This is a genomic window from Chryseobacterium sp. (assembly GCF_019236175.1).
Taxonomy (GTDB): Bacteria; Bacteroidota; Bacteroidia; order Flavobacteriales; family Weeksellaceae; genus Chryseobacterium.
In genome coordinates, this window is sequence record NZ_JAFAJM010000015.1 from 1 (window position 1) to 14,183 (window position 14,183).

The 14,183-nt window shown below is 36.1% G+C and carries 13 protein-coding genes; 5 read left to right on the forward strand and 8 right to left on the reverse strand.

Annotated elements, in window-relative coordinates:
- Positions 1-1,261: 1,261 nt before the first annotated feature.
- Positions 1,262-1,885 carry a hypothetical protein gene (locus JO178_RS13060; protein WP_291936443.1) on the forward strand — a complete coding sequence of 208 codons (624 nt, stop codon included), beginning with the start codon at positions 1,262-1,264 and terminating at the stop codon, positions 1,883-1,885.
- A gap of 87 nt (positions 1,886-1,972) precedes the next feature.
- Here the strand turns inward: JO178_RS13060 and JO178_RS13065 are convergent, their stop codons facing one another.
- Positions 1,973-2,446 (reverse strand): DUF6265 family protein, encoded by a 474-nt coding sequence (locus JO178_RS13065; RefSeq protein ID WP_291936446.1) that lies wholly within the window; start codon positions 2,444-2,446, stop codon positions 1,973-1,975.
- A gap of 65 nt (positions 2,447-2,511) precedes the next feature.
- Entirely contained in the window at positions 2,512-3,324 is an 813-nt protein-coding gene (locus JO178_RS13070) for a helix-turn-helix transcriptional regulator (protein WP_291936449.1), read from the reverse strand.
- 279 nt (positions 3,325-3,603) lie between these two features.
- On the opposite strand from JO178_RS13070, the gene JO178_RS13075 reads away from it, so the two are divergent.
- Positions 3,604-4,260 carry a YdcF family protein gene (locus JO178_RS13075; protein ID WP_291936452.1) on the forward strand — a complete coding sequence of 219 codons (657 nt, stop codon included), beginning with the start codon at positions 3,604-3,606 and terminating at the stop codon, positions 4,258-4,260.
- Between the two features lie 90 nt (positions 4,261-4,350).
- On the opposite strand, the gene JO178_RS13080 is transcribed toward JO178_RS13075, so the two are convergent.
- Both JO178_RS13080 and JO178_RS13085 read right to left on the reverse strand, forming a co-directional pair.
- On the reverse strand, positions 4,351-5,226 hold the full coding sequence (locus tag JO178_RS13080) for a DMT family transporter (RefSeq protein WP_291936454.1): 876 nt from the start codon (positions 5,224-5,226) through the stop codon (positions 4,351-4,353).
- A gap of 198 nt (positions 5,227-5,424) precedes the next feature.
- Complete coding sequence (locus JO178_RS13085; RefSeq protein WP_291936458.1) at positions 5,425-5,820, reverse strand: VOC family protein; 396 nt, start codon at positions 5,818-5,820, stop codon at positions 5,425-5,427.
- Between the two features lie 99 nt (positions 5,821-5,919).
- On the opposite strand from JO178_RS13085, the gene JO178_RS13090 reads away from it, so the two are divergent.
- Both JO178_RS13090 and JO178_RS13095 read left to right on the forward strand, forming a co-directional pair.
- Positions 5,920-6,474, forward strand: coding sequence for an SMI1/KNR4 family protein (locus tag JO178_RS13090; RefSeq protein ID WP_291936460.1), 555 nt, complete (start codon positions 5,920-5,922; stop codon positions 6,472-6,474).
- A 22-nt stretch (positions 6,475-6,496) separates the two neighbouring features.
- The gene (locus JO178_RS13095; RefSeq protein WP_291936463.1) at positions 6,497-7,090 is read left to right on the forward strand and encodes a hypothetical protein; all 594 of its coding nucleotides are present in this window, start codon (positions 6,497-6,499) and stop codon (positions 7,088-7,090) included.
- 170 nt (positions 7,091-7,260) lie between these two features.
- Here the strand turns inward: JO178_RS13095 and JO178_RS13100 are convergent, their stop codons facing one another.
- Positions 7,261-7,938, reverse strand: a complete 678-nt coding sequence (locus JO178_RS13100; RefSeq protein ID WP_291936465.1) for a winged helix-turn-helix domain-containing protein — start codon at positions 7,936-7,938, stop codon at positions 7,261-7,263.
- Between the two features lie 58 nt (positions 7,939-7,996).
- Here JO178_RS13100 and JO178_RS13105 point away from each other — a divergent pair, with 58 nt between their 5' ends.
- Positions 7,997-9,331, forward strand: a complete 1,335-nt coding sequence (locus JO178_RS13105; protein ID WP_291936468.1) for an alpha/beta fold hydrolase — start codon at positions 7,997-7,999, stop codon at positions 9,329-9,331.
- Between the two features lie 120 nt (positions 9,332-9,451).
- On the opposite strand, the gene JO178_RS13110 is transcribed toward JO178_RS13105, so the two are convergent.
- The 3 genes from JO178_RS13110 to dapB form a co-directional block, all read right to left on the reverse strand.
- On the reverse strand, positions 9,452-10,948 hold the full coding sequence (locus tag JO178_RS13110; protein ID WP_291936470.1) for a BspA family leucine-rich repeat surface protein: 1,497 nt from the start codon (positions 10,946-10,948) through the stop codon (positions 9,452-9,454).
- Between the two features lie 532 nt (positions 10,949-11,480).
- Positions 11,481-12,995 carry a hypothetical protein gene (locus tag JO178_RS13115; RefSeq protein WP_291936473.1) on the reverse strand — a complete coding sequence of 505 codons (1,515 nt, stop codon included), beginning with the start codon at positions 12,993-12,995 and terminating at the stop codon, positions 11,481-11,483.
- Positions 12,996-13,185: 190 nt separating this feature from the next.
- Entirely contained in the window at positions 13,186-13,986 is an 801-nt protein-coding gene (gene dapB / locus JO178_RS13120) for a 4-hydroxy-tetrahydrodipicolinate reductase (RefSeq protein ID WP_291936476.1), read from the reverse strand.
- Positions 13,987-14,183 lie beyond the last annotated feature (197 nt).

Genomic DNA, 14,183 nt, shown 5'->3' on the forward strand with positions numbered 1-14,183 from the left:
AGGTAGCATACATAATGAATCTTTAAAACTAAAAATAGAAAGATTAGTCTTTCAATACGGGAATATTGTGTAGAATGAAATGGCTATTAATGGTCAAATTTTTTCTATAGCTATTTAGATATAAAATCCTGAAATAAGAAACACTTACGGCAGGGGAATAATTTATACAAACAATGTAGAAAAAGTTTGATATCCCTATAATATATTATTCTATAATAATAATTTTCAGTGCCTGCTGAATATAAGTATTTTAGCTAAAGGGAAATTTTTTCATGATCCCTATGGTTTTTAGCCTGTTGTAGTAATAGAGCAGGCTTTTTTGTATGTGAGAGAAAACCAGTAAAGTATACTGGTGTGTTATTTTGGGTTACATACAGATACTTTATATTATGCTATAGGGTATACAGTTTTTGATGAGCAGAGGATAGGGAAGTGAGCATACCTGATGAGACAGTAGTCGGGTATTATTTTATATCTCTCGCAGATTCCGGAACCGGCAGTTTGGAGAAAGTATTAGAATCTGCTTAGTCAGCATGATCTGCGAGAAGTCTTGTTTTCTTTGAATTAAACGCAAAGGTTTAATTGTATGTTATTTGTTTCATAAGTAAAGGGTGAGCAATTGAGCCTGTCTGATGAAACGTCGGGATTGTATGGCAGTGTTATTCTTTCTTTAGGATTAAGCACAGAGCGTTACATGAGTATATTTATTTGTATTTAGCGGGCAAAAGCAGAGAGATAAACTTGTCTGAAGAAATGACGTTTCATATGGTTTCGCTTTTGCAAGATACTTTCCACATTCATCCATACCTGCTATTTTTTTTCTCTACAAAAATATCTGTCCAGAAATATATGGAATACAGCCCTCAATATAGTGAAGTTCGTTTGCTTTTTCAATAGAATAGGTATTAGTTTTTTTATTAAAACACTAAAAAGTGTCTTGTTTATTGATTGCAAATTTATAAAAATAATTATATATAAAGATGGAAATTGAAAGAAAATATTCAAGATCTCAAGTTGGGCCTACGTTTATATTTTATTATATTTTAAAAAATAAGAAAATTTTATTATTTCATATAAAAGGGATTTATGATTAAAATCATTGAGAAATGAAAATGATTTTAATGTATTGGAAATGATTGTTTTATATTTCAATTTCAATTGTAAATCGTTATTTTAAATACATTTTATATCTTTTATTGGTGACTTATGTTGATTCTTATTAGGAACTTTAGTTATTTTTGTAAGGCAATAAAAATAGACCATGAAAAAATTATTTCTAGCTTCTTCTGCGTTGTTTATGGCAGTTTCATGTCAGAATGAAACAGCGACAGGAATTGATCAGACTTCTGAAATGAGTGCTGTATCATCAAAAACTCCGGAAACGGCAAGAATTTCTCTTGAAAAAAGTATTGTATTGGCTGAAAGTCCAAAAATATCACGCCTGGGAGTGGTGTATCCAACTGTAGGAAACCAAGATTCTTATTATGGAGTACGTTATGGTAATACTCGGGTTATTCTGGATCTTCAGGCTGACGGGAATCTTATTTTAAAAGCAGTTCATATCAACCCTGACGGAAGTGCAGGACTGTGGAAAGATTTATGGACCAGCAATACAGGAGGAAGACAATTCAATATTGGAAGAGCGCTGGTTGCTGAGGCGGACGGAAATCTTATTCTTTACGGGAATGGATATAACAATACGGAGAATTACTGGAATGCTCAGGCCGGTACTGGCGGAGTGGTACAGAACCCTGTGATTAAAGTTCAGTTTATTAAAGTGACTAATGCGCTGAATACCGGTTCTCCCAAATATGTAGGTAAATTAATCCTGGAAGGTAACGGAGAAGACCGAAAGGTGATCGGTTCAGGTGAGTTTCAAATTTAACAGGTAGCATCATATCGAAAAAAACCTCTTGTAGTAAATGCTACAGGAGGTTTTTTGATTCTGGAATGACTTGGCTCAAAAATATTTCTATTTCAGTCTCTGCATCGGAAAAGTCCGCTTCTTCATCTGTCCGTTTTTCATTGCTGAAATTTCGGCAATCAGGGCATTGGGACTTAACTTTTTATAAGAAATAACCTGCGGAAAATCGTGTTGCAGGTTTTCGAAGACGAGATGAGAAGGGTCGGGGTTTTCATCAGAGATAAAACTGACGGGTAATTCGTTATTCTGACCGGATACCTTTACAATATAACAGAGTTTTTTTTCTTTTTCCAGCAGCCGGACACTTTCCAGCAAAATAGTATCCTTATTTTTCAGATAATAACTTTTAGCCTGAAATTCTGTAGTATTTTTTCTGATCCAGGTTTCATAGAGGCTTCCTTTCGGAGTTTTGGTTTCCCAGGTTCCGAGAAGCCATTCCATCTTTTTTAGTTCATTGGGTTTCGGAGTCGAGCTGACCGTAAGTAATGCCCAGATCAGGGTGAAAAGCAGTTTTGTTTTCATTGTCGATTATTTTATTTCAGCAAAGTTCATGATAAGAAGAGACTGAAAATTGTAAAAATGCGACATCAGAAATCCGTTCCGTAGAATAGGGAAGACATCTGAAAGTTATCCCCATAAAACTCTTTAGGACTGAGGCCTGTAAATTCTTTAAAATCCTTAATAAAATGGGCCTGATCATAATAATCGGAATCATGAGCAAGGGTAGTAAGGGTATTATAATCTTTGTGAAGGAGCAGTTTCAGAGCAGTTTGAAGTCTGATGGTTTTAGAAAGCTGTTTGGGACTCATTCCGATAGCGGAAGAGAATTTACGTTCCAGCTGCCTCCGGTTGATATTCGATTGCTGAGAAAGCTCATTCACAGATATCCGCCCATTCATACCCAGCAGAAGGTCTACGGTAGATTGTACCATTCTGTCTATGGTTTCCACATTAAGTCTTTCCAGTAAAAATTGTTCAATACTGTTTATTTTTTCCTCTATAGTAGAGGCTTTCAATACTTTTTCTTCAAGTTCAGTTCCCTGAGTACCGAAGAGTCTTTCCAACGAAACAGCCTGATCATCCATATCTTTGATAGGAATGGTGGCAAAGGGAATAAAGCCATTGTGATGAAAACGGACAGAGAAAATTCCTGTAACACCGGTAGGCTCTATTTGTAAAGGCTCAGTCAATTGTCCGAAAACACAGCTTCTTGGTTGCAAAACGGCCTTTCCGCCGATATATTGGTTATAAAGGTCACCATAGTGAAAGATCATTTCCATACAGCCGTCCGGAACGATAGTTTGTACCTGAGGGTTCGCTTCTTTAGGGTTTTCAAGCGTCCAGTAGCATTTAATAATAGAAGCCAGCTCCGGCTGCGGCTGAAAAGTCTGATAGTCCATTGTTCTCCGTATTCTGATTCTATAAAATTATTAAATAAAAAAATACAATCACTTCAGAAGATCATTAAAATATATTGAAAAAGAAGAACTCATGGAATTAGCCTATCTTTGCAAATCCAATGTTTTCTCAATAGTAATCCAATAGTATCATCGATGAAATTTTTCCCGGACCTTTTATTTCGTGTTCTACAGCTTTTTACAGAACCTTATTTTTTATTATTTCTTACAATAGGCATTGTAGCGTTATTGAAAAGAAAAAATAAACATAAAAAACTCAGAATGGCAATCTGTATTTCGGTAGTTTTAATCATCATTTTTATAGGAAATGGTTTCCTGGGAAAACTGGCTTCCGGCTCTCTGCAGAATCATTATACTGCAGCTTCTGAAATTAAGAATACAGCTTCTCAGAATCCTGTTATTGTAGTTCTGGGTGGCGGGGTTGTAGATATCAACAATACGGAGACATTACATACAATGTCGTATTCAAGACTTGTAAAAGCTTATCAGTTATATGATGAATACAGGAAAAATAATCTGCCCTGTAAAATACTAATTTCCGGAAAAGGAAGGGGGCATACCAGTGAAGCAGAATTATTCAGAGAGAATTTCGAAAGGATGGGGGTTTCAGATGCAGACATCATAAAGGAAGATAAAAGTATGAACACCTATGAAAATGCAAAATACTCCGGCAGGATATTAAAGCAGATGTCTCCTTCCTGTGTATATCTGGTGACTTCAGGTTTTCATATGAAAAGATCTGTAGCTCTGTTCCGGACCTTTGGGGTAAATCCTGTTCCACAGGCATCAGATTTTATAAATACGGAAATCACGCTGTTTCCCAATAGCTATAATGCCGCGTTTACTTTTGTTATGCTTAAAGAAATTCTGGGAATATGGCAGGTACATCTGTATAACAGCTGGGGAATAAATGCATAATGCTCCTGAGCTTATTTTTTAATACATTATACAAAAAAACCGGACATCTACTGCAACTCAGATGTCCGGTTTTGTTTTAAATAAAGCTGTTTATGATGATTTAACTTTCTTTAGAGAGATGAATGTCTGTAGCATTACAGAAATTATGATAAAAGAAAGTCCTATATAAAACGCAAGATTTACCTGTTTGCTTTCGCCAAAAAACAGAAAAGCCATAATAATGGCGTATACCGGTTCCAGATTATAGGTTAAGTTGACGGTAAAAGCCGGAATTTTCTTTAAAACCTCTGCAAATATCACATAGAGGCCTACGGTGCAAAAAAGCGATAGCAGGCCCAAATAAGCCGTGTTTTTCAAGTCAGGAACTATGCTATCTGTTTTAAAAAAGAGAAGATATACGGGCAAAATTGCTCCCCAGCATAAATTACCGGCGGCCATCTGGTAATAATTGATCACTTTGGTATCAAAACACTGTACCAGACGTTTGTTGTAGATGGTATAAAGGGCAGCAAATGCGGATGATACAACCCCTAATGCAATTCCCAGCTGATAAGAAGTATCAAAATGAAAAATTAAACTGATTCCGGCAAGAGTCAGGGTACTTAAGATTAATTCGGAGATTTTAAATTTTTCTTTGTCAATGACAGGTTTAAATATGGCTGTAAAAAAACTTGTCAGGCAATAGCATATTACTCCGATAGAGATATTGGCATATTTTATACTGGCATAGAAAAGGAGCCAGTGTATGGTAATCAGAAGGCCGGCTTTACCGATCTGAATTTTATCGCGAAAGTGAATGGCAGAAGGGAGTTTCATTAGTTTTAAAATAAGAAACAGAATGATGGAGGAGAAGAGGAGCCTGTACCAGACCAGTAAACCTTCATTAAGAGATATTAATTTTCCGAATACACCTGTAAATCCGGCCAGTATAACAGCCAGATGTATTAATAAATATGATTTTTTCATTTGAAAATGAACTGTTTGTAAAAGATTTTAAATGATTTTATGAAAATCTGAAGCATCAGAAAATGAGCCTGTATTATTTTACAGGCATGAATACTTCAAATTAAAATTTGAGAATATTAAAATCTTGGTGGAGGCAAACAGCTCGAGTGGTTCATATGGATCGTCTGAAAGGCCAAATATAGGAAAAATATTCGGTTTTTACATGTGAAATACATTAAACTTATGTCCGTCAGGATCTGCAAAAACAAAACCGTAATACTGATTTCCAAAGCTTTCGGGTGCAGAAACAATAGTGCCGCCTGCTTTTTTTACTTCATCCGCCCATTGGTCTACCTGATCCCGGGTCTCTGCTGAAAGGGTAAATATAATTTCATTGGTTTGCCGGGCGTCACCAAACCTTAGATCCTTTAGATTCGCTTCGATGATATTTTTTAAGAAAAAGTGAATAACAAATTCATTATCCCCGAAAAAGAAACTTACCAGCTCGTCAGAATGATGCGGATTATTGGGCTTACATCCAAGTTCTGTGTAAAATTTCTGAGTACGTTCCAGACTGGAAACTGCCAGATTGGCCCAAATCATGTTAGGTTTCATATTATTTTATTTTTTGATTAGAATAAAGGTATTTGTTTTTCAGAAAACAAATCCTGTCATGTGGCAAGATTTTGTACATTTAAGGAATAGATCGAAGAAATGGAAAATATCCTACAAGAATTAGATTCGAATATAAAAATATCAAGACCTGAATTATACAGAGATTTAAAAAATCCGTTGGGAGAACATGAGATTCAAAGGCTTGAAGAGCGGTATCATGTTCGGATTCCTGCTAATCTGAAGACAGTTTATCAGTGGAAAAACGGACAAAAGAGTAGCTCTTATGAGGCATTTGTGAATAATTCTATGTTTATTCCTTTGGAGGAATCCCTGGAGATTGCAACGGAATTAACTTCTATGATCGGTACGGATTTCGAGGCTGAGAACTGGTGGAATGAGAACTGGATCCCGATATTTCATAACGGCGGCGGAGATTATATCTGTTATGATACGGAAGGGATTTTTACAGGCTCTAAAGGACAAATTCTTGAATTCTGGCACAGGGATGAAGACAGGAATGTGATAGCAGCTGATCTTGAAAGTTTTTTTAACCAGCTCAATAAGTATTACTCAGAAACATCTGTAGAAGAATACGATGAGTTTTTTACAATAGAGATCCAGAGAGGCTTTCCCAAAAATTTCATAGTCAGCTGATTTAACATAATATAAGATTGTAATGAATGAGAATATACTGAGAAAAATCACTGCTTTAGGCGGCAATACGGATGCGGTATGCAGGGAGAAAAGTTTTGTAGAAAACTGGCAGAGCATTCGTTTTGACTGTTATCTTTATGACAAAGACTGGGACGTTTACGGAATTGATGAGTTTTATGGAAAGCATAAAGATTCTTACCAGCATGATAAGACAACATTTTATAAAGATCTTATCGAACATTATTTTTCAGCCCATGAACTGGCTTACGGACAATATTTTTTCAGAGACTGGATTTTCACGCCATTTAAACCTGGCTCAGAAGATCATGGTGAGCTTGAAGATTTGGTTGATGAAGATGAAGTCAGAGAATCTGTAGACGGCACAAGAATGGAGTTTATCTGTTTGTTTTATTCTTATGGATATCCGGATCATTATTTTATCTGCATCACAGATCCGGACCCGTTGAATCCCATAGTATATGGTACAGACCATGAGGTTTATTTCCAGGAAATCTATAATAAAGGAAGCCTTGAAAATTTTCTCGACAGGTTTATGACAAAAGAAGAGTTCTCAGAAGTCGTTAAAGGATATCTGGACGAGAAATTTGGAGAATAGCGGATTCTGAGAGTTTTATGCTTCTATCCCGGAGGTTAATTGTTTTTCCTATAATTTATATTATGTTAAATTGTATATGTTTCCAGATTTTCTGTTTTAGCTTATTATTAAGCCTCTTTTACTTTAATCTGTTGAAAATCAAATTTTTTGTTTGTAAGGATTGGCTATAATTATAATTTCAGATCAAATACATCATTAAGTAATTTTTCACCCTTATGCGTAATGATGACAGCTCTTGAATTTTTCTTTCTTCTCATAAGATCTTCGTTTAGCATTTTGTTTAGTAACGCTTGCCCTAAAGCTCCTGACACATGATATTTTCTTTCACTCCAATCCAGACAGGTTTTTGCCAGTATTCTTTTTCGCTGCTTCAGATTTTCAAGATCAATCCCAATACTGTTAAAAAAGATTTCTCCCTCAGGACTTATCATATAATGACTGTTATCTTTTAATTGTAGAAAATTTTTATTGACCAGATTTTCTGTCAATAAAACCCCAATTTTTCCGGCAAGATGATCATAGCAGGTCCTGCAATACGTGATATCTGTATTATGTTCTGTCATACTTATACGTTTATTATCGGGAATTAATGTTGAAATGGCTTCCACGGCAAAAGCAACTTCAGGACCCGAAAGTCTGTAATATCTGTGTCTCCCCTGTTTGTCTGCGTGCAGTAAATTGGCTTCAAGTAATTTAGCTAAATGCATGCTCATATTCTGAGGTGAAGTTTCAGCAACATTAGCCAGTTCTATCGCTGTATAAGCTCTTTTATCCAGTAATGTCCATAAGACTAAAGCACGGACTGGCTCCCCTATTAAAGCTGCTATTTTTTTTATTTGTATCTCCATCCATTGTTAATTCTACATTGAACTATTAAAAGTATAAAAAAAATAGTTTTGCAGAAAAATGAAACTAAAAACATTTAATAATATGATGCAGACAACTAAAACCGAAATTCTAAAGACAGAAAGTCATATCAAAGGACTCAGCATAGCGATTACTCATAAAAGCGCTGTTTCTTTACAGAATCGAATACCGGTTCTTTTTTTACATGGAAGCTCATTTCCCAGTCAGTTATCGTTCAATTTTAAAATGAATCATAAATCATGGATGGATCATCTTTGTGAGGACGGATTTGATGTATATGCCTTGGATTTTTTAGGATATGGCCATTCCGACCGTTATCCTGAGATGGATAATGAAGAAAGTTTTACGGTTGTGGGAAAAGCAATAGAAGTATATGAGGATGTAGTGATTGCAGTGAATTATATTCTGAATAAAACAGGTGCTACCAATGTATTTCTGATAGGACATTCATGGGGAGGTAGTGTTGCCGCACTTTATGCTTCTCGACATCCGGACAAAACCAAAAAACTAGTACTTTTTGCAGCGATAACAGCACGAAAGTATGAAACAGAACAAGAAAATATACGGGGATCTTATGAAACAATGACACCTAAGCAGCGGATAGATGCTATGCTGGAACTTACTCCGGAAGGAAGGGCTTCTGAGTTAGAAGAAGATGTGATTGAAAACTGGGGAGCTCTTTGGATAGATTCTGATCCGTTGTCAGAAAAACGGGGTTCGGATGATGTGAAATTTCCGTCCGGACCTTCACAGGATGTACAGGATTTACTGCATAACAATAGCTATTATGATCCCCAAAAGATAATATCCCCTACTTTAATTATCAGAGGAGAATGGGATGAGTATCCCGACAATCATGATGCTTACAACCTATTTATTTCATTAGAAAATGCAGTATCAAAAAAGTATGTGGTCATAGAAAAAGGAACTCATGTCGTGCATCTGGAAAAAAGCAGGTACAAGTTATATAATGAAGTCCTTCATTTTCTGGGGTCTGAGAACAGGAATGAAGAGCATTCCGGGAGTATAGCCGTAATTTTTGAAGTTATCCCCCACGAAGGCAGGCAAAAAGAGTATTTGGATATGGCCGCCAAATTGAGGACAGAGCTGGAAAAAATTCCCGGATTCATTTCTATTGAGAGGTTTCAAAGCATCACACATCCTGATAAGCTATTATCTCTGTCTTTTTGGGAGAATGAAGAGGCTATTCAAAAATGGAGAAATCTGGAATTTCACAGAGAAGCCCAACATGCAGGGAGAACATTTATTTTTAAAGATTATCAGCTTCGAATAGGCTATATTATGAGAGATTACGGAATGACTACCAGAAAAGAAGCTCCTGCAGATAGTCGTGATTATCATACGAACAGCTAAAAGAATACAATAGAATCATTATTTGAATAATAAACAAGCTCCGGAGTCAATTGACTCCGGAGCTTAATTTTATATAAGTTACCATTGGGTAAACCTATTATTCCTGAATTGTAAAACAGCTTATTTTTTAACTATTTTAGTGGAAATTGTATCACCTTTTAACAGGTAATTTCCTGACGGATATTCCGTGAGATCAATACTGTTTTTTCCTTTACTCAAAGTTATATTTTTAATGATTCTACCTGTGTTGTCATGTAAATAAACATTTTCATCTGCTCCAGCCTCAATTGTTATCATTCCTGTTGTTGGATTAGGATAAGCCTGGATTTTTATTTTTTTTGAAGCTTCTGTTGTCGATAAAGAACCGCACGTAGAATAGTTGTCTCCGGTAATAGTAAAACCTTTGTTAACGAGCTGAGCTCTTGCCATAATAGCTTGTGGTGTAGAATAGACAAGTCCTGCTGCATTGATGTTTCCGGATGTTAGTGTTGAGCTGGCCCACGTGGGATTATTATTCAGCGCAATCAGAAAATTATTATAGTTTGTACAGGAAAAACCGGCATTTTTTAATCCAAAAGAGACCGAACCTCCGTTAAAATTTTGAAATCTGATGTTCCAGGTAGAAATATCCTGATCAAAATGAGTTGCCCCGTTAAACATATTAAAACCAGAATAATAGCTCACCTTGCTGACATCCCAGTTACCGATCGGTTGGTTAAAAGCTACTGCATTTTCAAACATAAATTCAAAATCCGTTACCTTACCTGTCTTCCAGTTATTGAGAGGCTGATCGAAAGAGGTGGCATTAGCGAATACATATCGAAAATTAGTGGCATTGGCGGTATTCCATGAATTGACTGGCTGGTTGAAAGCTACAGCATCCTTGAACATTGCCGAAAAATTGGTTCCGGCCGCCGTATTCCAGCCGGAAATATTCTGATTAAAAGCAGCTGCATAAGCAAACATACTGTTAAAATCCGTAACATTCGCCGTATTCCAGCTTCCTATGTTCTGATTAAACAAGGATGCCCTGTTAAACATCCCGTACATATTGGTAATTGTGGATGTATTCCAGTTGGAAAATGAAGTGTTGCCAATCAGAGACGAACAATTAAAGAACATTTGCGATAAATTGTTTACCTGACTCAGATTAGGGGCATCTGTAGCCGTTACGTTAAGGTTGGGACAGCCTGCAAATGCCTGATTAAATTGCTGAAGCCAAAGGATTTCTCCCCACTGACTGATTTCGACGAGTTCCGGATTGGCGTTAGGATCAATAAAGTTTGTGCTCGCTCTGAATCCATAAAATAATCCACCACCATTTGATACCTTCAATTTATAGGTTGCCTGAACAGGATTTGAACTTAGGGCAGTACCAAAAGGAATGATCATAGGAGTACTGCTGTTGGAAGTGACAGAATTGAGGACTCCATTGTGCTGGGGATAGCCTACTTCTTCCCAGGTAATCGTATAATTGGTTCCTGTGCCCCCAAACGATATGGCATTATCAATGGTCCCGGTTACATTGGGCTTCCATAAAGTAATAAATTCAGTCTGTGCATAAGAATAACTGAAAATTAGAAAAAGAAAAATGGTTACTAGTTTGTTTTTATACATATTTTAAAAAATTTCACAAAATAAGAGTTATATAAAAAATAAGAACACGCTGTTGATTTAAAATACACTATATTATTTGCCTGACTTTCGGATGATCAAAGCACTGATTCAGATCACAAAGCATTGTTTTTTTCCAGCTTCGTCATCAGGTAGTTTATTAAAAGCCTAGCATTCTCAAATGTTTTAAAATCATATTTTGAAGGTTAAGTTTGATTTTGGCTAAGACAATAAATTCCCGGGATCCTTTATCTTATCTCTAATACAAAGATATAGACGCATAGCGACAGAACATGTCGTATTAAAATTTTAAATTTTAAAAACTGATGAATTTTTCTCTGTATTTTGGGTAATTTTCAGTGAAATAATAAGGAGCCTCCTACTCTTTTCCTCTGAAAAACAGAAAAGCTCCAGAAAGTAATCTGAAGCTTTATGAATGGTGGTCCTGTAAAGAATTTCAAAGAGATGAATAATATACCCCAAAAAAGATTGACAACTGATTGTCAATCTTTTTCGAAGGATATAGATTTCCGGGTTAATAGCCCAGTTCTTTTACATATTCCATTACTTTATTAAGAACATACTGCTGTACATGTCCTAAGCTTAAGGTATTCTGTCTACTGTCAATCTCTCCTTCAATCCCTTTTCCGGAGGTTCTCCATGTGGGTTCAAGGCAAATGATCGTTTTATCGTCTATTCGTATCTGGATATCCGGTTTTAAGCTAAAACCAATCTGTTCCTGCTGTTCAATATATACTTTTGCTTCTACAGCTTCCTCCAGTAAGGTTTCAATTAATACTTCCCCGAGAGCTTTATTAATAAGCTTATCTTCTTTTTCAGCCAGTCTTTGTAGCCTTATGTACTCATGAGCCTGAGATTCCGGGGTTCTGTTCGGGGATAGTACGGACGAGGAAGATTCATCAAATAATAATTTGTATAAGATACTTTTTTTCAATGCTTCATTAGCATTAAGGGGTTTTTCATCCTGTTTTTTCAATGCTCCTTTTAGTTTTTCGTCACCATAAGCCCTTACTGCAGCCAGAGAGAGATTAGGAAAAACAGGAATAATTCTGACGTCTAATAATCGCATCAGATAAGCCGCAATATCTCTTTTTGATCTCCAGTCATTAAGGTAGGCACTTTCATTTTTACCGTCATCAAGTGTCGCCAGGAAGCGGTCTATATCAATTTTATTTTTGATACCCTGTGTCAGCGACTTAACGGTTCTGTCTATTTCCACAGCATCATCTCCGGGTACCAGAATCCAGACTTTGGGTATCAGCTTGTTTTTCAGGAAAATATCATTATTTGTACTGATTTCCAGTGATAAAGATTCCAGTTTGGAAAAAAACTCACCGATGGTGGCACTCTTCTTTACTAAATTTTTGGTGTTTTCCCGGGTAATACCATACGCTTCAAGCCCGCAGTCATTGATGTTTTTTGAGGTTGTGTCCGCTACATTATAGAACAAATCCTTGCTTAAACCTTTAAAATAGAATGGCTGTTCATTGGGGGTAATACTGTCCCGACCCACATCCCAGGCCATTTTTCCAATAAAACCGGCCGCATCAGGATCTGTTATAGGCCAGATAATAATAACTCTCCCTTCGTTTTTTCTGAAAAGATACCTTAGCTCTTCAAAGAAAATTCTCAGATCAATAGGTGCTTCATTGGGATTATCCCGATCTTCCATAATAAAAATATTATTAAAATCTTCGTCCCTTTCTTCCTTAATAAACTGAGGAATTTCATCCAGTGCTATATCTCTTGGGATATTAGTGACCATTATTTTCTGGAAAAAATTTGACAGAGTTTTTATAAAAGTAGTTTTCCCTGCTCCGCTAATGCCGTAAAAGATTTGAAATCTGCCAATTTTTTGAAATGTTAAGTGCTTTAAAAGGGATTGAATCTGTTTTTTTGCATCTTCAACTTCATGGACAATCTGAATCATGTTTAACCCTTTTTCCTTAACTTCTCTTTCCAACACTTCGTATCTTGAGGGTAGGCGTAGATATTCCACATCAAGATCAACTTCTAACTGTTTCTTCATTAGGTTTTCAATATGTATTAGTTTCAACCAAAGCTACAAATTTTATTACCTATTAAACGTTTTCTATTTATAAATGCCCTATTTTATTAATATTATAACTAATTATAACATTTTTTAACAAAAAAACTTCAGTATAACTATGTTTGTATTAAATTAAAACAAAGTTATACTGAAGTTTTGTGTATTTTTTTTATAAATCCATTACAGTATCTAATCCGCGCCGGAGCCCCTGAAATGTTCCTACTTTTTCTATTGCCAGTAAAGCGCCTTTCACATAGGGGTCGGCACTTGATCCCGAATCATGTCTGATAGTGAGTTTTTCATCTTTTAGCCCAAAGAGGGTTTCAATTGAAATAACATAGCCCGGTAATCTTACAGAATGCACCCGTACACCTTCCAGATTCGCACCCCGACTGGCTTTTTCACCAATTAATTCATCATCGGAAATGTGTACATTAGGTTTTTGGACCTGAGAAAGACGGTGAGCCAGTTCCCGGGCTGTTCCGCTTGGGCTGTCAATTTTGTCTTCCTGGGCATAATCAATAATTTCAAAATCAGAGATATATTTAGCCGCCATTTCAGAAAATTTTTGAAGAAGAACTACCGTTATTGAAAAATTACCCACTGCGAGAACGGAAGATTTGTTTTCAGCCGCAATTGGAGCTATCTCAGAATAATCCTCAGCCGTTAATCCTGAGGTCCCTATAACGACTCTTTTTCCTTTTCGAAGGGTTGATATCGTATTTTTCTTACAAATTTCAGGGCTTGTATAATCTACCAGTACATCAAAATCAACTTCTGATAATGCAATATCAATATCATCATAAACCGGAATCCCGGCATTTTCCAGTCCTAAAATCAGACCCAGATCCCTGCCTTTATTCTTTCTGGATAAACCTCCAACAAGTTTCATATCTGGTGTTCCGTAGACTCCTTTACTGAGTGCAGAGCCTGCCCACCCGGTAGCGCCCGCAATAAAAACTTTGATCATTTTTAATTCTTTTTAGTGGTTTGGAATCAGTTTTACAAGAGGTAAAACGTTTTATATAAAGGTATTGAAAAAAATGTAACCTTTTGTATTCCAGTCGGCGATACCTGATGTTTCAGACCACCTATTGCCCTGTTTAAATACACTTGTTACAGTAATGAACTAATTTTGTATTTTTGTTGATATTATTTGTAACAATA

Coding starts and splice junctions, on each gene's coding strand:
- JO178_RS13060 (WP_291936443.1), top strand. CDS start 1,262: ATGAAAAAATTATTTCTAGCTTCTTCTGCGTTGTTTATGGCAGTTTCA.
- JO178_RS13065 (WP_291936446.1), bottom strand. CDS start 2,446: ATGAAAACAAAACTGCTTTTCACCCTGATCTGGGCATTACTTACGGTC.
- dapB (WP_291936476.1), bottom strand. CDS start 13,986: ATGATCAAAGTTTTTATTGCGGGCGCTACCGGGTGGGCAGGCTCTGCA.
- JO178_RS13095 (WP_291936463.1), top strand. CDS start 6,497: ATGAATGAGAATATACTGAGAAAAATCACTGCTTTAGGCGGCAATACG.
- JO178_RS13090 (WP_291936460.1), top strand. CDS start 5,920: ATGGAAAATATCCTACAAGAATTAGATTCGAATATAAAAATATCAAGA.
- JO178_RS13080 (WP_291936454.1), bottom strand. CDS start 5,226: ATGAAAAAATCATATTTATTAATACATCTGGCTGTTATACTGGCCGGA.
- JO178_RS13070 (WP_291936449.1), bottom strand. CDS start 3,324: ATGGACTATCAGACTTTTCAGCCGCAGCCGGAGCTGGCTTCTATTATT.
- JO178_RS13105 (WP_291936468.1), top strand. CDS start 7,997: ATGAAACTAAAAACATTTAATAATATGATGCAGACAACTAAAACCGAA.
- JO178_RS13100 (WP_291936465.1), bottom strand. CDS start 7,938: ATGGAGATACAAATAAAAAAAATAGCAGCTTTAATAGGGGAGCCAGTC.
- JO178_RS13085 (WP_291936458.1), bottom strand. CDS start 5,820: ATGAAACCTAACATGATTTGGGCCAATCTGGCAGTTTCCAGTCTGGAA.
- JO178_RS13075 (WP_291936452.1), top strand. CDS start 3,604: ATGGCAATCTGTATTTCGGTAGTTTTAATCATCATTTTTATAGGAAAT.
- JO178_RS13115 (WP_291936473.1), bottom strand. CDS start 12,995: ATGAAGAAACAGTTAGAAGTTGATCTTGATGTGGAATATCTACGCCTA.
- JO178_RS13110 (WP_291936470.1), bottom strand. CDS start 10,948: ATGTATAAAAACAAACTAGTAACCATTTTTCTTTTTCTAATTTTCAGT.